Genomic DNA, 20,515 nt, shown 5'->3' with positions numbered 1-20,515 from the left:
GCCCTGCCGCTGACCCGCCGTCCCGAAAGGACCGCCGTGCATCCTCTGGTCTCCGCCCTCGAAGGCACCCTGATCGTCTCCTGCCAGGCCTACCCCGGCGAGCCGATGCGCGACCCGCGCACCATGGCCCAGGTCGCCGCCGCCGTCGAGACCGGCGGCGCCTCCGCCGTCCGCGCCCAGGGCCTCGAGGACATCCGCGCCGTCAAGGCCGCGGTGGACATCCCCGTGATCGGGATCTGGAAGGACGGCACCGACGGCGTGTTCATCACCCCCACCCTCGACCACGCCCTCGCCGTCCTCGACGCCGGCGCCGACATCCTCGCCCTCGACGGCACCACCCGCCCCCGCCCCGACGGACGCACCCTCGCCCAGACCGTCGAGCAGATCCGCACCCGCTTCGACGGCCCCCTCATGGCCGACTGCGACAGCCTCGACGCCGCCCTGGCAGCCGCCGACCTCGGCATCGACATCATCGGCACCACCCTCGCCGGCTACACCCCCGCCCGCGAGAAGACCACCGGCCCCGACCTCGACCTCCTCCACCAGCTCGCAGGCCGCCTCCCCACCACCTCCGCGCTCGTGGCCGAAGGCCGCGTCCACACCCCCGACCAGGCCGCCGCCGCCCGCACCGCAGGCGCCCACGCCGTCGTCGTCGGCACCGCCATCACCCACCCCACCACCCTCACCACCTGGTTCCGCACCGCCGTCACCGACGCCTGACCCCGTCCCCCGGGTGCACTCGAGTGCGCCCGGACCTGTCACCGGCCCCGCCGCGCACCCCCACGCCTCGAGCCCTTCGACGGCGTGCCCCGAGCCCCCGCCCCGTGATCCTCATGGGACGAGACCCTGAAGGAAACCCCGATGAAGGAGAACACCCGATGGATATCCCGATGACCCGCCGCGGCCTGCTGGGCACCGCCGCCGCCCTCGCTGCGCTGGGAGGCGGCGCCGCTGCCGCCTCCGCGGAGCGGCCCGAGCACGCCGGTACCGCCGCCCTCCCACCGGTGAAGGAGCACGGCAGCCGTCGCGGCACCTACGTGGAGCAGGTGCTCGCCGCCCCGGGCGACTGGGGAGTGCAGAACTTCCGCATCCCCGCGCTGGCCGTCGCGCCGAACGGCGATCTGCTGGCCGCCTTCGACAAGCGCCCCGTGCACGGGGACTCCCCCTCCCCCAACTCCATCTGGCAGCGTCGGTCCACGGACGGCGGCCGCACCTGGGGCGAGCCCGAGGTGGTGCGCGCCGGCAACGAGTCGTCCGTGCCCGGGGAGAAGCTCGGCTACTCCGACCCCTCCTACGTGGTGGACGTCGAGACCGGCACGATCTTCCTGTTCTGCGTCTTCTCCAAGGACGTGGGCGTGTGGGATGGCGAGTACGGCAACGACGACGAGGATCGCCGCATCATGAGCGCGAACCTCTCCGTCAGCCACGACTCCGGGCTCACCTGGGAGCACCGCTCCCTCACCGAAGTGGTCAAGCCCGAGGACTGCCGCGCGATGTTCGCCTCCTCCGGGGCCGGCATCCAGCTGCGCTACGGCGCGCACAAGGGCCGCCTGATCCAGCAGTACGCAGGCTGGTTCCGCAACGGCTCCGGGGGCGAGGACGTCTCCGCGTACTCGGTCTACTCCGACGATCACGGCGAGACCTGGACCATGGGCACGCCCGTCGGCACCGAGATGGACGAGAACAAGGTCGCCGAGCTCTCCGACGGCACCCTCATGATGAACTCGCGCGAGCACGTCCGCACGGGCCGGCGCTGGGTGGCCTACAGCCACGACGGCGGCGAGACCTGGGAGGATCTCCACCGCGATCCCTCCCTCGTGGACCCCGGCAACAACGCGCAGCTCTCCCGCGCCTACCCGGACGCGCCGAAGGGCTCGGCGAAGGCGAAGGTGCTGCTGTTCTCGCACGCCGATCACGTGCCGCACACGCGGGAGAACGGCACCATCGAGATCTCCACCGACGACGGCGCCACCTGGGCGCGCAAGCGGGTGTTCGCCCCCGGTGCGTGCCAGTACTCGGTGATCATCCCGCTGGGCGGGGACGAGTTCGGCCTGCTCTACGAGGCCGCGCAGGAGACGATCACCTTCGCGCGCCTGGACATGGACTGGATCCTGTCGCGATGATCCACCTCGGCTCCTCCCCGGCCCCCGTCCCCGACGCCCCGGTGCCGCACACGGTGCTGGCCCGGGCCGGGGAGGGGCCGTGGCCCCGGTACCGCATCGTGGGCCTGATCTCCCTGGGCGGCGGGCACCTGCTGGCCGCCTTCGACGGCCGCGAGACCGGCCAGGACGTGCCGGACCCGACGGGTCTGGTGCAGTGCCGCTCCCTGGACGGGGGCCGCACCTGGGGCCCGCTGGAGACGCTGCGGGACGCGGATCGCAAGGGGAGGCAGTGGTACTGCGACCCGAGCTTCCTCCACGACCCCGCCGCCGGGCGGCTGTTCGTGTTCCACACCCACGCCAAGGACCGCGGGGTCTGGGATGCGCTGGCCGGCACCGACGATGCGGACCGCGACGTCATGGGCTCCGCCGTGGGCGTCTCCGAGGACGGCGGGCGCAGCTGGGCCTTCCGCTCCGTCACCGAGGTCGCCGCCCCGCCGGCGCTGCTGCGCACCGCGTTCCCCACCTCCGGCAGCGGCATCGTGCTGCAGCGCGGCCTCTACGCCGGGCGCCTGGTGCAGCCGTACTGCGGCTGGTTCCGTGCCGAGGGCGCCGCCGCCGGCGGCCGGGGCCCGCGCGAGGACGAGGTGGTGCGCTCCTACGTGCTGTTCTCCGACGACCACGGCGAGACCTGGCAGCGGGGCGAGCCCGTGGGCGAGGACATGGACGAGACCACGGTGGTGGAGCTCTCCGACGGGCGGGTGCTGCTGAACTCGCGCGATCACGTGCGCGGCGGTCACCGCCGGATCGCCGTCTCCGCGGACGGCGGCGCCACCTGGGAGGACCGCGGCGTGGACCCGCAGTTCGTGGACCCGGGCAACAACGCCCAGCTCGCCGCCCGGCATCCCGGGGCGCCCGCGGGCGATCCGCGCGCTCGGCAGCTGCTGTTCACCAATGCCTGGGACCGCTTCGCCCGGGTGCGGGGCACGCTGAGCGCCTCGGACGACGACGGCGCGACCTGGCGGGAGCTGCTGGTGTTCGAGCCCGGCCCGCTGGACTACTCCGCGGTGCAGGGCCTCGAGGACGGCGCGATCGTGGTGCTGTGGGAGGTGGAGGCCCGCGAGATCCGGGTGGCGCGGATCGCGCCGGGGACGCTCGGCGACGCCTGAGCGGCCCCGGGTCCGGGTCTTCCCCGGCGACCCGGACATGACGAAGGGCGGCGGCACCGTGATGGTGCCGCCGCCCTCCTGTCATGCCGCGGTGGGCCGGGGGCTCAGCGCGCCCCGGGCTTGCCCGGGCTGGGGTTGTCGATCGTGAACTGCGGGGAGGTGAAGGTCTCCCAGTGGTCCGGGTTCTCCGGATCGCCGAGGGGCTTGAGCACCCGCATCTCGAGCACGTAGTCCCCGTTCTTCACGGTCTTGGACTTCTGGTTCTTCAGCGAGTAGCTGCCGTCCCAGCCGTAGACCTCGGGCTCGCCGGAGCGTCCCACGTGGTCGGAGGCGTCGATCAGGCCGACGGAGGGGTTGACCACCTTCTGGCGACCCTTCGAGCGGATCTCGTAGGCGCTGAACTCCACGCGCTCGGCCGGGTAGTTCAGGTAGTACGCCAGGTACGGGACGTCGCCGTCCTGCATGGTGAACTCGTGGCCGTCCTCACCGATGCCGAGGATGGAGCCCTCGCCGTCGGAGGCCCCCAGGAACGGCAGGCCGATCCCCTGGTCGGAGAACATCGGCAGGGCCTGGTAGTCGCCGGAGAGGCCGGCGAAGGGGACCACGATGTCGTCCTCCGCGCCGGTGAGGGTGATCCAGCCGCCGTAGACGATCCCGTCCGCGCCGAAGTCCTCGCCGAGGGTGACGGTCAGCTCCGTGCTGGAGCCCGCGGGCACGGTGACGGTATCGGCGCCGAGCTCCGTGGTGGCCTGGGCGTCGTAGAACTCCGGGTTGTAGGTGGGGTGGCCGGTGGCGATGCCGTGGCGCACGCCCACCGTGTAGCTCTGCTCCACGTCGGAGTCGTTGTGGACGGTGAGCGTGACGGTGCGGGGTCCGTCCTCGCCCTCGCCGAGGGAGAGCGAGGGCTCGTCCACCCGGGTGGCGGTGTGCACCGCGGCGACCATGTCGAGCAGGCCCGCGCCCTGGCGGTGCACCGGCTCGAGGTAGCCCGCATCGGGGATCAGCGACCAGGTGAGCGGGTCCGCGGTGTTCATCATCGCGGTCTTCACGTCACCGGGCTCGAGCTCCGGGGCGGACTCCAGCAGCAGGGCCGCGGCGCCGGCGACGTGGGGCGCCGCCATCGAGGTGCCGGACTTCGCGCCGTGCCCGCCCTGCTCGAGCGGGATGGTGGACCAGATCGAGCCGCCGGGAGCGGCGACGTCGGGCGTGAGCTCCAGCTCGGCGGTGAGGCCGTAGGAGGAGAACTCGGAGACGAGGCCGGCGGTGTCGTTCTCGAGCACGATCGTACCCTCCTGCCAGGCCCAGGTCACCTCGCCGGCGGCGAGCGCCTCCTGGAGGGCGAGACCGTCCTCCTGGCTGGCCATCACCACGGGGATGGTGATCTCGGTGTCGCCCTCGACCGTGGGGTTCAGGGCGCCGGGCGCGTTGTTGTACATGATCACGGCGTCGTAGCCGGCCTCCTGGCCCGCGAGGGCCTTGAGGTGGAAGCTGCATTCGCCGCGCTCGATGAGCAGTGCCTGGCCCTCGCCGGTGGCCTGCGGCACCACGGAGGAGTCACAGGCCTGGGCGGCCTCGGTGCCCGGTGCGCCGGCGGAGATCAGCGTGAGCTCGCCGGAGGTGGGTGCCTCCGGGGCGCCGGTGGCGGAGGTGTAGCCGATCTCCCGGCCCGCCGCGGTGGCGTAGGTCGAGCGTATGTGCGTGCTGTCCACCGAGGCGACGGTGATCGCCGAGGAGGAGACGCCGGGGGCGCCGCTGGAGAAGGTGCCGGAGCGGCCGGAGTTGCCGGCGGAGATCACCATGGTGATGCCGTTGTCGCTCATCGTGTCGGACATCTGCGCGGTCGGGTAGTCCTGCCAGGTCATGAAGCTGGCGCCGAGGGACATGTTCACCACGTCCACCTCGTCCTCCATGGCCTGCTCCATCGCGGCGAGGATCACGTCGGTGCTGCTGGAGCCGTCGCAGCCGAAGACGCGGTAGGACATCAGGTCCACCTCGGGGGCCACGCCCAGCACCTCGCCGTCCGCGCCGATGATGCCGGCCACGTGCGAGCCGTGCCCGCCGCAGTCGTCCGGGTACTCGTCGGGCTTCGGGGAGGTGCCGCTGCCGGCGTCGTAGTCGTCGCCCACGAAGTCGTAGCCGCCCACCACGCGGTCGCCGGGGAAGTCGGCGGTTTCGTCCTCGGTGCCGGAGCCGCCGAAGTCGGGGTGGTTGTAGTCGATGCCGGAGTCGATCACGCCCACGGTGACGCCCTCGCCGGTGAGGCCGTCCACCTCCTGCACCTGGTCCACGCCGGTCATGGCGTTGCCGTAGACGTCCTCCGGGGAGGCATAGACGGGCTCGGGCAGATCGACCTCGAGCACCGGGTACACGGCGGTGACGCCGGAGACCCCGCGGAGCTTGGCGACGTCGGCGTCGTCCATCGAGACCGACATGCCGTTCCAGCCCGCGACGAAGCTCTCCTCGACGTCCAGGGAGATCTCCGCGGAGGCGGCACGCTGCTGCACGCGCTCCTGGGCGCGGGAGTTGGCGTTCGCGCTGCCGCCGCGCTGGACGGGAGCGCCCTCGACCTCGACCAGCCAGCGGCCCGGGATCGCGGCCTCGGCCGCGTCCAGGGCCTCGTCGGGCGTGGGGACGTCGACGCCGAGGTCCGAGGCGGAGCCGAGGGACTCGTAGTCCTGACCGTCGGCGAGCGCGGGCGAGCCGGCCAGCAGACCGGCCACGAGAGCGGCGCCCGCACCGGCCGCGAGCGCGCCGCGGGGTCTGGGGAGTTCTGAACGGTTGAAGTGCATGGGTGCATTCCTCCGAGGGTGGGATGGGTGGTGAGCTGCGCAGCGTCGCGCCCGGACTCAACCGGTGCACACCGCTGTGGAGTTCATCACGAGTCCACCCTGTCCGTGGGCGGAACGACGACTCGAGGACCGACCGTTGCGAGACCGTTACCCTCAGGTATGGACAGCTCGCAGGACCCCGCCGCGCCCGGGGGCGGCCCCTCGCGCGCGCGGACGGCGGTGCCCCTGCTGCTCGCCCTGGCCGCGACCCTCGCCTACGGGATGCTGGGCACACGGCAGTTCCGCACCCTCGTCACGAGCTCCTGGGACCTGGGGATCTTCACCCAGCTGGCCCGGGCGTACGGGGAGCTGCGGGCACCGATCGTGCCGATCAAGGGCGATGCGGTGAACCTGCTGGGGGATCACTTCCATCCGCTGCTGGTGCTGCTGGCGCCGGTGTGGTGGGTGTGGCCCTCCGGGGAGGCGCTGCTGTGGACCCAGGCGCTGCTGTTCGGCGTCTCCGCGATCCCGCTCACGCGCCTGGCGATCGACCGCCTGGGGCCGGGGCTCGGCACGCTCGCCGGCGCCGGGTACGTGTTCTCCTTCGGCCTGCAGGCCGCGGCGGCGGCGCAGTTCCACGAGATCGCGTTCGCGGTGCCGCTGCTGGCGCTCTCGCTCACGGCGCTGCTGCGCGGCCGGGTGACGGTCTCGGTGCTCTGGGCGGCGCCGCTGGTGCTGGTGAAGGAGGATCTGGGGGCCACGGTCGCGCTGCTGGGGGTGCTGATCGTGCTGCGCCACCACCGGCGGCGTGCGCACCGGCTGCTGGGCGGGGCGCTGGCGCTGTGGGGCGGCGTGTGGCTGGTGCTCTCCACGGCGGTCATCCTGCCGCTGCTGAACACGGCCTCGCAGTACGACTACACTGACAACCTCGGCTCGCCGCTGGAGGTGCTGTGGCCGCCGGTGAAGTGGCTGACGGTGCTGATGCTGCTGCTCGCCGCCGGGCTGATCGGCGCCCGCTCGCCGCTGATCGCGCTCATGCTGCCCACGCTGGCGTGGCGGTTCACGGGCACGGTGGAGTTCTACTGGGGCTGGCAGTGGCACTACGGGGCGGTGCTGATGCCGATCGCGACGGCCGCCCTGCTGGACGCGCTCGGGGACCGGCGCAGCGGCCGGGCCACGGCCTGGCTGCGTACGGACGCGCCGCGCCCCGGCCGCCGGGTGCGGGCCACGGCGTTGGCCCTCGCCGCCGCGGTGACGCTCGCGCTGGGGCCGACGATGCCGCTGGCCGCGCTGCTGCGCCCGCACACCTGGGAGCCCACCTGGCGGGCGGGACCGGCCGCCACGGCGCTCGCCGCGGTGCCCGACGGGGCGGTGCTCGCCACCGACATCACCCTCATGGCCCAGGCGGTCCCGGACCATGACGTGCAGTGGCTGCACGGCCCGAACCGGCGGGTGCCGGACTGCGTGCTGGTGGACCGCTACGCCTTCTCCTGGGGCGGGACCCCTCCGGAGGATCCGCGCCTCTGGGCCGAGGAGACCTGGGGGACGACGTTCCGCACGGTGAGCGAGGACGGCGGGTTCACGGTGGCCTGCCGGCCGTGACCGCGCCGTCCCGGAGGCGGCGCGGCGGAGCTCCGTGGCGCGCCGCTCCGGGCCCCTGTCAGGGGGCAGCGTTCTCGTGGACGATCTCGATCTCCTCCGGCGCGGGCAGCGAGAACTCCGGGCCGGCGAGGTGCTCGAGCGCCGCGTCCACCGCGTCCCCCTCCACCCCGTCCGCGGGGAGGATGCTGAACATGCTCAGCTGCCCGTCGTCGATCTGCAGCTCGGCCTGCAGGCGGTGGCCCCGCTGGGTGAAGACGCCGCGCACGGGCCAGGTCTGGTACCGGGGCACGGCACGCTCGTAGGTGTCGGGCACCGAGAACCACACCTCCCCCGTCTGCTCGGCAGGCCCGTGGTCGCGGGCCCGCGACAGCTGGGCGCGCAGCGCCGGGGCTCCGGGCAGGTCCGCGCCCTCCTCCGGAGCCGCCAGCAGCAGCGCCACGAGCTCCCGCACCGGAGCGGGCAGCTCGCGCTCCTCGTCGTCGTCCGCGGGCTCGACGCCCGGATCCTGCGGGGCGCGACGCGCCTCGAGGGCGTACATCGCGACGGTGCCGGCCGCTCCGAGCGCCGCGAGCACCAGGCGCGGCCGGGAGATCCCGCGGCGTCTCATCGCGTCGACGATCTGCGCATCGAGGTGCTCGGAGAGGTCCATCAGTCCCAGGGTCGCGGCGCCGAGCAGAGCACCGTCCAGACCGGGCGAGAGGATCGCGTCCTGATCCCGCGTGGAGTCGGCGAGGAGCAGTCCGCTCGCCCCGGCCACCCCGGTCCGGTAGGCGGCGCGCGACCAGGGACCCAGTGCTCGGGGTTCGATGAGGCTGAGCCCGCCGACCACGGCCGCGGCAGCGGCGGAACGGAACGGGAGCGCGATGGAGCTGGAGGTCATGGGCAGATCCTAGTGCTCCGCGCCCGCTCCACGAGACGCCTCGACGGCAGGACGCGCACCGGGCACGACCGGTCAGTGCGCGGCGCCGTCCTGGGTCGTGCCCGACGACGGAGAGGTGGTGGGCGTCGGGGACGACGGCGCCGTCGACGCGCCCGGGGACGACGTGGGCTCCGGCGAGGTGGTCTGCGACGGTGTGGTCTCCGGGTCGGATGGGGCGCCGCCCTCCGTGGGGGTGCCCGACCCGTCGGTCCCGTCACCGGGCCCCTGGGTCCCGTCGCCGGGCCCGCCGGACCCGTCGCCCGACTCCCCGGTCCCGTCACCGAGCTCGTCGGTGGTCTCCTCGCTCGGGGACTCGACCGGCGAGGAGGGGTCCTCGCCGTCCGGCGTCGACGTGGCCGACTCGCTCGGCGCGGTGGAGCCTCCCGAGGGCGGGGTCCAGCCGCCGCCGCTGGTGCTCCCGCCGCTGGTGCCGCCACCGCCGCTGCCGCCCGAGCCGCCGGTGCTGCCGCCGCGCGTGCTCGTGCTCCCGCCGTCGGCGCCGGTCGCGGGCTGCGCGTCCTGCGACGTCGTGTCCTCCGGGTCCGCACCCTCCGAGGTCGAGTCCTCCGGCGTCGGCGACTCCTCGGGCGCGGTCTCCTCCTCGGACTCCGCGCCCTCGTCCGCCTCGACGGTGGGCGCGGCGGGGGTGGCCATGGCGCCGCCGCCGTCGCTGGGCACCCCGGCGTCGGGGCGCTCGAGCGTCTCCGGGGAGGTGGAGCCGTCGGCATCCCCGGCGAGGGCGGCGAGCGGGCCCATGCCGGCGGCTCCCAGGCCCGTGACCGCGCCGACGCCCACGATGCTCGCCACGGCGAGCGCCCGCAGGGCGCGCTGACGGGTGGCCAGCGGCACGGCGGAGCGGATGCCGGTGGCGCGCCGCTTCCCCGCGCCCGATCGCCTGCTCGAGATCATGGCGTCCTCTCCCCCGTCTCCCCGTAGCGGGCCCCAGCGGAGCTCCCTGACCAGCGTAGCGGTGCGCGGCCCGCCCGGGACGACGCGTCCGGGGCCAGGCGGGATCAGACGGGATCGGCGCGGTCGATCCCGGGGCGGCGCGCACGCCGCGGGCGGGGATCGGTCCGGGCCCTCTCCCTCAGGGTCCGCTCCCGCTGCGCCCGCGCGGACTCCCACCGCAGGCGCCAGGGCGAGAGCCGCTCGGCGGCGAGCGCGAGCTGGAGACCGCGCGAGAGCGCGAGATCCGCGGCGGAGACCGGCAGAGCGGCCAGCTCCTCGGCCCGCTCGGGCAGGCGGTGCGCCGTGCCGCAGGCGCTCCAGCGCGCCGCGACCTGCAGGACCCGGCTGCGGGTGTCGAGCAGGGAGTGGCGGGCCCCGGGCACCTCGAGCAGACGCGCGGAGGGGATCGTCGCCGCGAGGTCGCGGGCGATCGTGGGCGGGGAGACGAGATCCTGGGTGCCGGCGAGCACCAGGGTGGGCGCGGTGATCCCCGCGGCACGCCGGCGGAGGTCGGCGGGCGCGGCGCGGAACGGCGGCACGGCCCGGGCCTGCTCGGCCGCGAGCAGGAGCGGGTCCATCGGGCCGCCGTCGGCGTGATGGCCGCCGCCCAGCTCGGTGTGCGCGATCCGGGCGGTGAGGTCGTGCTCCACCACGTACGGGGTGGACTGCAGCCACGCCTGCGCGAGCACCTGGCGCACGCTGGTCCAGGTGAGGCTGCCGCGGCCCACGGCCAGCAGCTCGGCCAGCTCCCGCACCGCATCGGGACCCCCGTGCTCGTGCACGGCCAGCACCACGGGCCCCGCCCGGCGAGCGTCCAGCCGGCCCTCCTCGGCCAGGCGGCGCAGCGTGCGGGCGGTGGCCACGGTCGCGGGCTCCGTGCCCTCCCAGTACCGGTCGCGCAGCGCCTGCTGCGCGACGGCCTCGTCCTCGGGGCCGGTCAGCGGGGAGTCGAGCACGAGCGAGTGCACCCGCTGCGGATGCTCGAGCGCGAGCAGCATCGCCAGGTGCGCACCGTAGCCGCTGCCCACCACGGCCGCCTGCTCCACCCGGGCATGATCCAGCACGGCCACGAGGTCGCCGACCACCTCGGGCAGGGACATCGCGGCGGCCGGCAGCTCCTCCCCCTCGGCGTCCAGCCGGGACAGGCCCACCCCGCGATGCTCCATCATCAGCACGTCCAGACCGCGGGAGGCCAGGCTGCGGCGCAGCACGTCGTAGGGCAGCACGGAGGCGCGGGCCGGACCGTCCGGGATCAGCAGCACCGGCACCCGCGGCTGCGCCGCGCCCGTCGGCGGCCGCACCCGGCCGGCGCGTCGGCCCCGTGTCCCGCTCCCCGCCGGGCGGGGCGGGCGCAGGCGACGGGGCACGGTGCGGGCGTAGCGCAGCGGGAACAGCCGCGGATCCTCGGCGGAGAACTCCCGGTACACCGTCATCACGTCGTTGCGCAGCTGCAGAAGATCGTCCTGGGCGGCGCGGTCGAACAGCTCCGAGGTGAGCGAGCGGGCGGTGGGCCGCGAGGCGCGTCGCACCCTCATCGTCCCCTCCGCCCGTGCCGTGCGGCGAGGCTGCTCACCGCGTCCTGCCGATGGTGTTCCACAGGAACGCGTACAGCAGCGCGTTCATCCGCGCCGCCTGCTCGTTGGTGGCCGCCCCGCCGTGACCGCCCTCGATGTTCTCCCAGGAGCGCACGTCCGCCCCGAGGGACTCCAGCGCCGCCGCGAACTTCCGGGCGTGCCCGGGATGGACCCGGTCGTCCCGGGTGGAGGTGAGCACGAAGGTGGGCGGATAGTCCACGCCCTCGGCCAGCAGGTGGTACGGGCTGAACGTGCGCAGGAACTCCCAGTCCTCGGTGTCCGGATCGCCGTACTCGGCCATCCAGGAGGCGCCGGCGAGCAGGTGGCTGTACCGCTTCATGTCCAGCAGCGGCACCTGGATCACCACGGCGCCGAACAGCTCCGGGTAGGTGGTGAGCATGTTCCCGGTGAGCAGCCCGCCGTTGGAGCCGCCGCGCACGGCGAGGTGCGCGGTGTCGGTGACGCCCCGCTCCAGCAGGTCCTTCGCCACCGAGGAGAAGTCCTCGTAGGCGCGGTGGCGGTTCTCGCGCAGCGCGGCCTGGTGCCAGGCGGGCCCGTACTCGCCGCCGCCGCGGATGTTCGCCAGCACGTAGGTGCCGCCCCGCTCCAGCCACGCCTTGCCGATGGCGCCCAGGTAGGAGGGGGTCAGGGAGATCTCGAAGCCGCCGTACCCGTACAGCAGGGTGGGCTGGACCTCCCCCGCCTCCACCCGGTCCGGGCGGGAGATCTCGAAGTAGGGGACGCGGGTGCCGTCGTCGCTGATCGCGAAGTGCTGGCTGACGTCCAGCCCCTCCGCGTCGAAGCGCGCCGGGGCGGACTTGATCAGCTCGAGCTCCCCGGGCTCGCCGCCGCCGGCCACCTCGGACAGGTCGCCCAGCAGCAGCTGCGCCGGCTCCACGAAGCCGGTGACGCTCACCCACACCTCGTCGCTGACGTCCGCATCCACGGCGGAGACGCCGAGCGCTCCGCGCAGCTCGGGGTAGAGGTCGCGGCGCACCCACTGCCCGTGCTCGTCCCGGGTGTGGACCTCCAGGCGGTGCACCACGTCCTCGAGTACGGAGAGCACCACCGCGGTGCGGGTGATGGTCATGTCCGCCAGCGAGGTGGAGGCGGTGGGCTCGAACAGCATGTGCAGCTCCGGCTCCCCGTCCTGGAAGCGGGCGAAGTCCCCCACCACCAGGGAGCCGGCCGGGTACACGCCCTCGCCCACCTCCCAGTCGCTGCGCGGGCTGAAGATGCCCAGATCCCGATGGGCGGTGGCCTCGAGGTCGGAGGGCACCTCCACCCGGGTGAGCACCGGCGGCTCCTGGGACCGGTCCACCACGTGGACGGTGGAGTCGTAGAAGGCGTGGGCCTCGATCACCCAGTCCCGCTCCCAGCCGGGCGTCGAGTCGTGGGCGGCGAACACGGCCATGTCCGTCGCGGCGACCTCGTGGACCGGCTGCGCCTCCTCCAGCGGGGTGCCGCGGCGCCAGATCCGGGCCTGGCGGGCGTAGCCGGAGTCGGTCATGGTGCCCTCGCCGAAGTCCGTCACAGCCCACACGGTGTCGCGGTCGATCCAGCTCAGCGACCCCTTGGCCTCCGGGCGCACGAAGCCTCCCTCCGACGCGGGCACGAAGGCGAGCGTGGAGAGGTCGAACTCCCGGGTGACGTCCGCGTCGGAGCCGCCGTGGGAGAGGTCGATCAGGGCGTGGCGGTAGGGCTCCCCCTCGGCCGGGCGTAGCAGGCGGGCACCGTGCCACACCCAGTCCTCGCCCTCGGCCTCGTTGAGCGCGTCCACGTCGAGCAGGATCTCCCACTCGGGCTCGTCGGTGCGGTAGGACTCCAGCGTGGTGCGACGCCACAGACCGCGCTCGTGCTCGGCGTCGGTCCACACGTTGTAGAGGAACTCGCCGCGCACGGTGACGGCGGGGATGCGGTCCTTCGCGTCGAGGATCTCGCGGATCTCGGCCTGCAGCGTCTCGGTGAGCGGGGCGCCGTCCGGGTGGGCCGGGTCCGCGACCGCGTCGAGCTCGTCCTCCGCCGCGGCGTTGCACTGCCGCACCCGGTCCAGCGCCTCGGTGCCGGTGACGTCCTCGAGCCACTGGTGCGGGTCGGTGCTGCCGTCGGCGGCGGGGAGCTGCGGGGCGGTGTCGGTCATCGGGTCTCCTGCTCGGTGGCGGTGTAGTCGGTCAGCGTGCGCTTCCAGGCGGCCTTCCAGACCTCCCGGGCCTGGGCGGTCTCGAGGCCCTTGTGCTCGACGGCGAGAGTGCTGCGGGTCGCGTCCTTGGCGGTGACGTTCACCGAGACGCGCGAGCCGTCCTCGACCTCGGCGCGCCAGTAGCACCAGGTGGCGGTCTCGCTCAGGCGGGGCCGGCCCAGGCCCAGCTCCTCGCGCCGGGCGGCGGTCATGAAGGCGTCCCAGCGATCCCTCACCGCGCCGGGCGCTCCGGGCACGGTGCGGGAGGCGGAAGCGGAGAAGTCCCCGTCGCAGCTCTGCCCCGCCACGCGGCGGCCGATGATCTGCTCGTAGGCGACGGTGACGCCCTGCGCCCACCACTCGGTGATCTCCCACCGCTCGGGAAGCAGGCGCGCGATCGCGGCGTGGTCGAGCTCGCGGCCGCCGGCCTCGTCGATCCGTGCGGTCCAGACCGCCAACGGCGTGCCGGTCGCGGCCTCGATGCGGGCGGCGTGCGGGTGCTCCGCGGGGTCGGTCGCAGTGTGCATGGGGCCACCATACGGCGGGGCGGGCGCGAGCAGGCGCGGTGACGGGAGGCGCTCAGGAGCCCAGCGTGATCAGGTGGTTCAGCGGCCCGTACCCGCCCGCGGTGCGCGAGAGGCGCCAGTCGTGGGCGTTCTCCGTGGCGCTGGCGACGAACTCGCGGGCGGAGGCGACGATCGTGACCATGTCGTCGTCGCTGCCGGCCTCGCCGATCTCTCCCAGCTCGCCGGCGCGGTCGAACTCCGCGATCCGGGCGAGCTGCGCGGCGATCGCGGCCGAGAGCGTGGCGCCGGCGCCCCGCACGCGGCGGCCGGGGACCCGCTCCGCCCGCAGCAGGTCCGTGCCGCCCTCGTGGACCAGCACGTCCACGACATCGTCCCCTTCGAGCAGTCGGCCGGTGATCAGCACCGTGCCCGGGCCCGTCGCCTGCAGCGCGAGCGCCTGTTCGCGGATCTCCTCGATCGTGGTGGCGAGCGGCCGCCCCAGCAGCTGCGCCGCCTCCGCCATCGTGGGGGTGAGCACGTCCACCAACGGCAGCAGGGAGTCGCGCAGCGCCCGCGCGCCCTCGGCGGTGATCAGCGGCGTGCCGTGGGCGCTGACCATCACGGGGTCCAGCACGATCCGGCCCAGCCGGCCGCGCTGCGCCCGCACCGACGCGGCGACCGCCTCGACCACGGCCGCGCTGCCCAGGGCGCCGATCTTCGTGGCGTCCAGGCGGAGGTCCTCGACGACGGCGTCGATCTGACCGCGCACCACCGCGGCGGGCAGCGGATGGGTGTCCAGGACCCGCTGGGCGGTGATCGTGGTGACCATGCTGACCGCGCCGGCGCCGTACACGCCGAGGGCGGTGAACGTCTTCAGATCCGCCTGGAGGCCCCCGGCCCCGTCGGACTCCGAGGCGGCGATGGTCAGGACGAGGGGCGGGCGCATGCGGTCTCCATCTCTCGAGGGTCCCGGCGCGGCACGGCGTCGGGGCGTGAGCGGAGGGTACCAATCGTGCCTGGCATCTCTATCCTGGTCCCCGATGCGCGCACCCGGCGTGCGAGAATCACCCCGGGCGCGAGCTCGCGGGCGCGCCGGGGGAACGGCGCCGCGGGCGTCAGGGAGGTGTCGATGAGCCAGCAGACGGGCGGGGAGCAGCCGCACCGATCCGAGCTGCCCGATTTCTCGGCGCAGTCCACCTCCGCGGGCCTGCCCGCGTTCGCGGAGTCCGCCGGTCCGGCCGTGCTCGGCGCGCCGAGCGAGCGGGCGGTGCGCCGCTCCCGGGCCACGATGCTCGCGGTGATCGGCGGCTCGGCGGTGGTGCTGCTGGTGCTCGCGCTGATCCTGTCGCAGACGGTGTTCCGCTCGGTGCTCGAGGACCCGGCCCCCTCCGCGTACGAGACCGGTCAGCGCACGGCCGAGGGGCAGTCCGAGTACGTGCCGGACCCGGAGGAGCCCGAGATCGCTCCTCCCCCGCCGATCTTCACCCAGCGCCCCACCACCGACTGCACCCTGCCGGAGTACCAGGAGCCGGCCCCCGCCACGGCCGAGGGAGCGGTGCGCGGCGGCGACCTCCAGTTCTCCTCGCCCGAGGGGTGGGGCGCGGGATGGTCGGTGCAGTCCACGCCGTACCTCACCGAGATCGGGGCCGACGCCCGCCGGGTCGAGGGCAACTGGTACAGCGTGGTGAACCTGGGCCGCGTGAGCTTCACCGAGGAGGAGGGCGGGTACCCGGGCCTCGAGAACGCGGCCGTGGCGATCTTCCAGTGCTACGCGACCACCTCCGGCGTGGTCTCCCACTTCGGCGAGCACCCCGAGGTGACCGACTACCGCTCCGAGGCGACCACCGTGGACGGCGAGGCCGCCTGGATCGTGCAGGCCACGTACCACTTCGAGGATCCCGAGATCCTGGAGACCTCCAGCGCTTCGGTGGTCACCTCGATCGTGGTCGAGACCCCGAACGGCCCCAGCGCGCTCGCCAGCGACGTCGCCGCCGACCAGCCGGACCACGTGGAGGGGCTCGAGGAGATCATCGCGAGCCTCGACGTGGTCGAGTGACCCGACCCCACGAAGGAGCCCCCGTGCACACCGGACCGCAGTACACCCCGACCCCGCAGCGGCCCGCGGGAGCGCGCGGGAGCGCCCTGCTGATCGGCGCGCTCTCCTTCGCCGTGGTGTTCCTGCTGATCGTGAGCGTCACGGTGGGGTACCTGGTGCTGCGGCCGAGCCGGGGCGGCGGGGGCGACGGCGGTGCCACCGCCTCGAGCACCTCCGCGACCTCCACGGAGCCCACCGCGGACGGCTCCGAGACCGCCACCGGGTCCGAGTCCGCCACGCCCACGGAGGTGGAGGCGGAGCGCTGCTGGTCGCCGTCGACCACCGAGCGCACCTCCCAGAACCCCTCGGGCAAGCTGCGCGGCGGCGGTCTGCAGTTCATCCCGCCGGCCGTGTACGACCAGCGCGCCGCCCCCAGCGGCGTCTCCTTCGCCAATGATCTGCAGGGCGCCCAGGCCCGGGTGGAGGACTCCTGGTACTCGACCATGTTCGTGGGGACGATCGAGTGGCAGCCCGGGGTGGAGTACCCCGGCGCGGAGGCCGCCTCCCAGGCGATCGTCTCCTGCTTCTACTCCGCGAACATCTGGGGCGACACCTCGGGCCGCTCCCTCGAGGACGAGGTCACCGAGCCGGTGACCATCGCCGGGCTCCCCGGCTATCGGACCACCGCCGTGATCACCTTCGCCGAGGACGATCTGGAGCGCACCGACGCCACCGAGCTGGTCGTGGTGGTGCTCGAGACGGACCAGGGCCCGAGCGTGTTCGGCACCGAGACCGCCGTGGGCGTCACGAAGCACGAGGAGGCCGCGGACGCCGCCTACGACTCGCTCACCGGGATCGTGTGACCACGTCCCGTCCCACCGGGCCTCACACCACCGCGGAGGCCAGCCGGCAGAGGTTGTCCACGGCCTGCTTCAGGCGGGGCCGGCGCTTCCACTCCTCGAGCTCCAGCCGCCGACTGCTGGCCCGATAGCTCGCCTCCACCTCGCGCATCTTCACCATGAAGTCGGTGCCGCCGACCATCAGCGAGCACTCCATCTGCAGCAGGAACGAGCGGATGTCCATGTTGGAGGAGCCGATCACCGTCACCGAATCGTCGATGGTCACGTGCTTGGCGTGGAGGATCGTGGGCGCCCGGTACAGCCAGATCGTCACCCCCGCCTCCAGCAGCACCGAGTAGTAGGAGCGCTGGGCGTGGAAGACGAGGAACTGGTCGCCGATCTCGGAGACGAACAGCTCGACCTCGACCCCACGCCGCGCCGCGGTGATGAGGGCCGCGAGCATCGACTCGTCCGGCACGAAGTAGGGAGAGACGGCCACGATCCGCCGGGTGGCCGAGTAGAACAGCTGGTTGAACAGCGCGAGGTTGTTCTCCGCCACGAAGCCCGGACCGCTGGGCACCACCTGGCACTCGTAGCTGCCGGAGGTGTCCGGCGAGGGGCGCACCACCGTCTCCTGCGGGAGCATCTGCGCGGACTCGTAGAACCAGTCGGTGGCGAACAGCAGGTTGAGCTCGGAGACGATCGGGCCGCGCAGGCGCACCATCGTCTCCTGCCAGTGCAGGCCGCGGCGGATGTTCGCCGGCTTGTCGTAGTGGGAGGCGATCATGTTCTGGCTGCCCATCCACCCGATCTCGCCGTCCACGATCACCATCTTGCGGTGGTTGCGCAGGTCGGGCCGCTGGAAGGCGCCGTCGCGGAAGGGCCGGATCGGCATCATGGGGTAGTGCTCGATGCCGTGCGCGTCCAGCCGGCGCCGCAGCGCCCGGTACTGGGCGCGGTGGCTGGCCCCGCCCCAGTGGTCGTACAGCACCCGCACCGTCACGCCCGCGTCGGCGCGCTCGGCGAGGGCGGCGACGAAGTCCTCCGTGGCCTCGTCGAGACCCATGATGTAGAAGAGCACGTGCACCGTGTGCTGCGCGGTGCGCACGTCGGCCGCCATCGCCGCGATCGAGGCCTCGTAGCCGATCTCCAGGTCAGCGGAGTTGTTGCCGGTGAGGGGGAAGGCTCCCAGCTGCCGGTTCAGCCGCACCGCGGACTGCAGCCAGCTGGGCACGTCCTCGTCGAGATCGCTGTCGGGGATGCTCTGCGAGCGCACCCGCATCAGCCGGTTCACCACCTGCTGCTTCTCCCGGCGCCGGCGCGGAAGCTGGGACTTCCCCAGCAGCAGATAGAGCGGGAAGCCCACCAGCGGGAACACCATGATCGCGAGCAGCCAGGCGATCGCGGAACCGGGGCGTCGGTTCCGCGGCACCACCACCAGGGCGATGAGTCGCAGCAGGATGTCCACCGCCCAGAAGGCGTAGGTGAGCAGCAGGACCCCGTGGTCCAGCACCCACTGCCACAGATCGCTCATCCTCAGCCCTCTCTGCCCGTATGCGGAACGGCGGGCCCCCGAGGGGACCCGCCGTCCAGGATACGCAGGAGGGCTCGCCTCCCGTCGTGCGTGCTCAGTCGCCGCGCAGGATCGCCAGGATCCGCAGGATCTCGACGTACAGCCACACCATGGTGACCGTGACGCCGAAGGCGAGGCGCCAGGCGTACTTGCGGGGCATTCCGGCCTCGGCCGCGTGCTGGACGTCCTCGAAGTCCATCACCAGCGAGTAGGAGGCGAGCACCACGGCGATGCCGCCGATCGCCAGGCCCAGCATCCCGTCACGCAGGTTCTCGCCCAGCAGCAGCATGGTGCCGATGTTCACCAGCCCGAACAGCATGTAGGCGATGATCGCGACCATGAAGATCTTGTTCAGGCGCGGGGAGGTGCGCAGGATGCCCATGCGGAACAGCACCAGCACGGTGCCCGCCACGGCGAGGGTGCCCACCACGGCCTGCAGCGCAATGCCGGGGTAGAAGTACTCCAGGGTGCCGCTGAGGCCGCCGAGGAACAGACCCTCGAAGCCGGCGTAGGCCATCACCAGCGCCGGGGAGGGCTGCTTCTTGAAGATGTTGATCAGCGCCGTGACGAGCCCGCCGATCACGCCGACCAGGGTGGCGATGCCGGTGAGACCGAGGGCCGCCGAGGCGGCCTGCTCGCCGGCCAGCAGCAGCGCCGCGTAGGGCAGCATCGCGACCGCGAAGCCGACCACCACGACGATGCCGAGGGTCGCGGTGATCGCGTTCAGCGCGTCCTTCATGGTCATGCGGCCGGTGTCGTGACCGGTCGCGGCGGGGCGGGCGTACATCGCCTCGAGCGGGTCCGCGCCCTGCTGACCGTACTGCTGGCCGTAGCCCTGCTGCTCGAAGCCCGAGGACCACTGGGTGCTCGAGCTGGGGGCCGGGGCGGACTGGCCGAAGCGGGGGGCGGTGGTGTTCGCGCCACCCTGGACGGCCTGGTCTCGGCCGAACACGATGTTGTGGCGTGCCATGGTGCTCCTCACGTGGGATCAGGGGGATCCTCCGGACGCCGTGGTGCACCCGTCGGACCTACCCGGCCATGATACCGAGCGAGTCCGGGAATCCGCTGGGCACGCGCTCCGCCCTCGGCGAAGCGCAGGGCGGCGGGCGTCAGCGGGGGGCGGGCGTCAGCGGGCGGCGGCCTCGAGCGCCTGGTCGAGATCTGCCAGCAGATCGCGGGCGTCCTCGATCCCCACGCTCAGCCGCAGCAGCTCCTCGGAGATGCCCGCGTGCGCGCGGGCCTCGGGCGTCATCGCCTCGTGGGTCATGGTGGCGGGACGGCAGATCAGCGACTCGACGCCGCCCAGGCTCACGGCGTAGGCCGGGTAGCGCAGCGCCTGCAGGAACCGTGTGCGGTCCAGCGCCGGCGCCAGCTCGAAGGAGAGCACGGCACCGCGGCCGGTGGCCTGCGAGGCGTGGATCCGCGCCTCCTCCGCGCTGTGGGAGCCGGGGTACCACACCTGGCGCACGTCCTCGCGCTCGCGCAGGTGGGCGACGATCTCCTCGGCGTTCGCCTGCTGCCGCTCGAGTCGCAGGGGGAGGGTCTTCAGCGACTGAATCAGGCGGAAGGAGTCCTGCGGGGCGAGCACCCCGCCCTGCGCCTTCTGGGCGAGGGCGAGCGCGGCCGCGAGCTCGTCGTCGTCCGTGGTGACCGCACCGGCCAGCAGGTCGGAGTGGCCGGCGAGGTACTTGGTGGCGGACTGCACCACCAGGTCGGCTCCCAGCTCGAGCGGTCGCTGCAGCACGGGGGTCATGAAGGTGTTGTCCACGATCACCAGGGCGCCGTGCCGGTGGGCGAGCTCCACGATCCGTCGCAGATCGGTGATGCGCAGGGTGGGGTTGGCCGGGGTCTCGACGAACACGGCCCGGGTGGCGGGGGTGAAGTCCTCGTCGGTGAGCGCGCCGAGGTCGTCCACGAAGCGGCCGGTCACGCCGCGGCCCGGCAGCACCAGGTCCACGAAGCGGTAGGTGCCGCCGTACACGCTGGCGGGCAGCAGCACCTCGTCGCCGACCTGCAGCGTGGACAGCGCCGCCGCGGTGGCGGCCATCCCCGAGGCGAAGGCGAAGCCGTGCGCGGCGCCCTCGAGAGCGGCCAGCACCGTCTCGAGCTGGGCCCGGGTGGGGTTAGCGCCCCGCTGGTAGGCGTACTCGCCCTCCTCGCTCGCGCGGTCCAGCTCGAAGGTCGAGGCCAGGTGCACCGGCGGCACCACGGCCCCGTGCTCGAAGTCCCTCAGGGTGTGCACGGCGGCGGTCTGGATGTGCACGGCGGCTCCTCGCTCCTCATGCGGACGGCGCCGACCCCGTG

General features: G+C 73.5%; 16 protein-coding genes. 6 read left to right on the top strand and 10 right to left on the bottom strand.

The genetic code is table 11. From position 1 onward, the window contains the following. The first annotated feature begins 36 nt into the window (after window positions 1-36). The 3 genes from DWV08_RS01425 (at window position 37) to DWV08_RS01415 (ending at window position 3,268) form a co-directional block, all read left to right on the top strand. Window positions 37-720 (top strand): N-acetylmannosamine-6-phosphate 2-epimerase, encoded by a 684-nt coding sequence (locus DWV08_RS01425; protein WP_115412166.1) that lies wholly within the window; start codon window positions 37-39, stop codon window positions 718-720. Between the two features lie 158 nt (window positions 721-878). Beyond that, window positions 879-2,123, top strand: coding sequence for a sialidase family protein (locus DWV08_RS01420; RefSeq protein WP_115412165.1), 1,245 nt, complete (start codon window positions 879-881; stop codon window positions 2,121-2,123). Then, window positions 2,120-3,268 carry a sialidase family protein gene (locus DWV08_RS01415; RefSeq protein WP_115412164.1) on the top strand — a complete coding sequence of 383 codons (1,149 nt, stop codon included), beginning with the start codon at window positions 2,120-2,122 and terminating at the stop codon, window positions 3,266-3,268. Before DWV08_RS01420 ends, DWV08_RS01415 begins: the two co-directional genes overlap by 4 nt. Window positions 3,269-3,372: 104 nt before the next feature. Here the strand turns inward: DWV08_RS01415 and DWV08_RS17250 are convergent, their stop codons facing one another. Continuing rightward, window positions 3,373-6,057: a S8 family serine peptidase gene (locus DWV08_RS17250; RefSeq protein ID WP_115412163.1), complete on the bottom strand. Its 2,685-nt coding sequence runs from the start codon at window positions 6,055-6,057 to the stop codon at window positions 3,373-3,375. 159 nt (window positions 6,058-6,216) lie between these two features. On the opposite strand from DWV08_RS17250, the gene DWV08_RS01405 reads away from it, so the two are divergent. Further along, window positions 6,217-7,638, top strand: a complete 1,422-nt coding sequence (locus DWV08_RS01405) for a DUF2079 domain-containing protein (protein WP_162801469.1) — start codon at window positions 6,217-6,219, stop codon at window positions 7,636-7,638. A 58-nt stretch (window positions 7,639-7,696) separates the two neighbouring features. Here the strand turns inward: DWV08_RS01405 and DWV08_RS01400 are convergent, their stop codons facing one another. From DWV08_RS01400 to thiD, 6 genes are all read right to left on the bottom strand, one after another. Next, window positions 7,697-8,518 carry a hypothetical protein gene (locus DWV08_RS01400; protein WP_115412162.1) on the bottom strand — a complete coding sequence of 274 codons (822 nt, stop codon included), beginning with the start codon at window positions 8,516-8,518 and terminating at the stop codon, window positions 7,697-7,699. A 72-nt stretch (window positions 8,519-8,590) separates the two neighbouring features. Beyond that, on the bottom strand, window positions 8,591-9,466 hold the full coding sequence (locus DWV08_RS01395) for a hypothetical protein (protein WP_115412161.1): 876 nt from the start codon (window positions 9,464-9,466) through the stop codon (window positions 8,591-8,593). 104 nt (window positions 9,467-9,570) lie between these two features. After that, on the bottom strand, window positions 9,571-11,040 hold the full coding sequence (locus tag DWV08_RS01390) for an alpha/beta fold hydrolase (protein ID WP_115412160.1): 1,470 nt from the start codon (window positions 11,038-11,040) through the stop codon (window positions 9,571-9,573). A gap of 34 nt (window positions 11,041-11,074) precedes the next feature. Beyond that, the gene (locus tag DWV08_RS01385) at window positions 11,075-13,219 is read right to left on the bottom strand and encodes a prolyl oligopeptidase family serine peptidase (protein ID WP_115412159.1); all 2,145 of its coding nucleotides are present in this window, start codon (window positions 13,217-13,219) and stop codon (window positions 11,075-11,077) included. Further along, window positions 13,216-13,785: a hypothetical protein gene (locus tag DWV08_RS01380; RefSeq protein WP_115412158.1), complete on the bottom strand. Its 570-nt coding sequence runs from the start codon at window positions 13,783-13,785 to the stop codon at window positions 13,216-13,218. Before DWV08_RS01380 ends, DWV08_RS01385 begins: the two co-directional genes overlap by 4 nt. A gap of 52 nt (window positions 13,786-13,837) precedes the next feature. Next, window positions 13,838-14,710, bottom strand: a complete 873-nt coding sequence (gene thiD / locus DWV08_RS01375) for a bifunctional hydroxymethylpyrimidine kinase/phosphomethylpyrimidine kinase (RefSeq protein WP_115412157.1) — start codon at window positions 14,708-14,710, stop codon at window positions 13,838-13,840. 183 nt (window positions 14,711-14,893) lie between these two features. Here thiD and DWV08_RS01370 point away from each other — a divergent pair, with 183 nt between their 5' ends. Both DWV08_RS01370 and DWV08_RS01365 read left to right on the top strand, forming a co-directional pair. Next, the gene (locus DWV08_RS01370; protein WP_115412156.1) at window positions 14,894-15,820 is read left to right on the top strand and encodes a hypothetical protein; all 927 of its coding nucleotides are present in this window, start codon (window positions 14,894-14,896) and stop codon (window positions 15,818-15,820) included. A 23-nt stretch (window positions 15,821-15,843) separates the two neighbouring features. After that, window positions 15,844-16,662, top strand: coding sequence for a hypothetical protein (locus DWV08_RS01365; protein ID WP_115412155.1), 819 nt, complete (start codon window positions 15,844-15,846; stop codon window positions 16,660-16,662). Window positions 16,663-16,684: 22 nt separating this feature from the next. Here DWV08_RS01365 and cls read toward each other — a convergent pair whose 3' ends face one another. The 3 genes from cls to DWV08_RS01350 all read right to left on the bottom strand — a co-directional run bounded on the left by cls (window position 16,685) and on the right by DWV08_RS01350 (window position 20,474). Beyond that, window positions 16,685-18,172: a cardiolipin synthase gene (cls, locus tag DWV08_RS01360; RefSeq protein WP_115412154.1), complete on the bottom strand. Its 1,488-nt coding sequence runs from the start codon at window positions 18,170-18,172 to the stop codon at window positions 16,685-16,687. Between the two features lie 94 nt (window positions 18,173-18,266). Continuing rightward, window positions 18,267-19,181 (bottom strand): Bax inhibitor-1/YccA family protein, encoded by a 915-nt coding sequence (locus DWV08_RS01355; RefSeq protein WP_115412153.1) that lies wholly within the window; start codon window positions 19,179-19,181, stop codon window positions 18,267-18,269. A 156-nt stretch (window positions 19,182-19,337) separates the two neighbouring features. Then, complete coding sequence (locus DWV08_RS01350; protein ID WP_115412152.1) at window positions 19,338-20,474, bottom strand: trans-sulfuration enzyme family protein; 1,137 nt, start codon at window positions 20,472-20,474, stop codon at window positions 19,338-19,340. Window positions 20,475-20,515: the final 41 nt, after the last annotated feature.

The organism is Brachybacterium saurashtrense, assembly GCF_003355475.1.
Taxonomy (GTDB): Bacteria; Actinomycetota; Actinomycetes; order Actinomycetales; family Dermabacteraceae; genus Brachybacterium; species Brachybacterium saurashtrense.
Note: the sequence above shows the minus strand (reverse complement) of the source record. Positions and strands in the feature narration are given on the sequence as shown.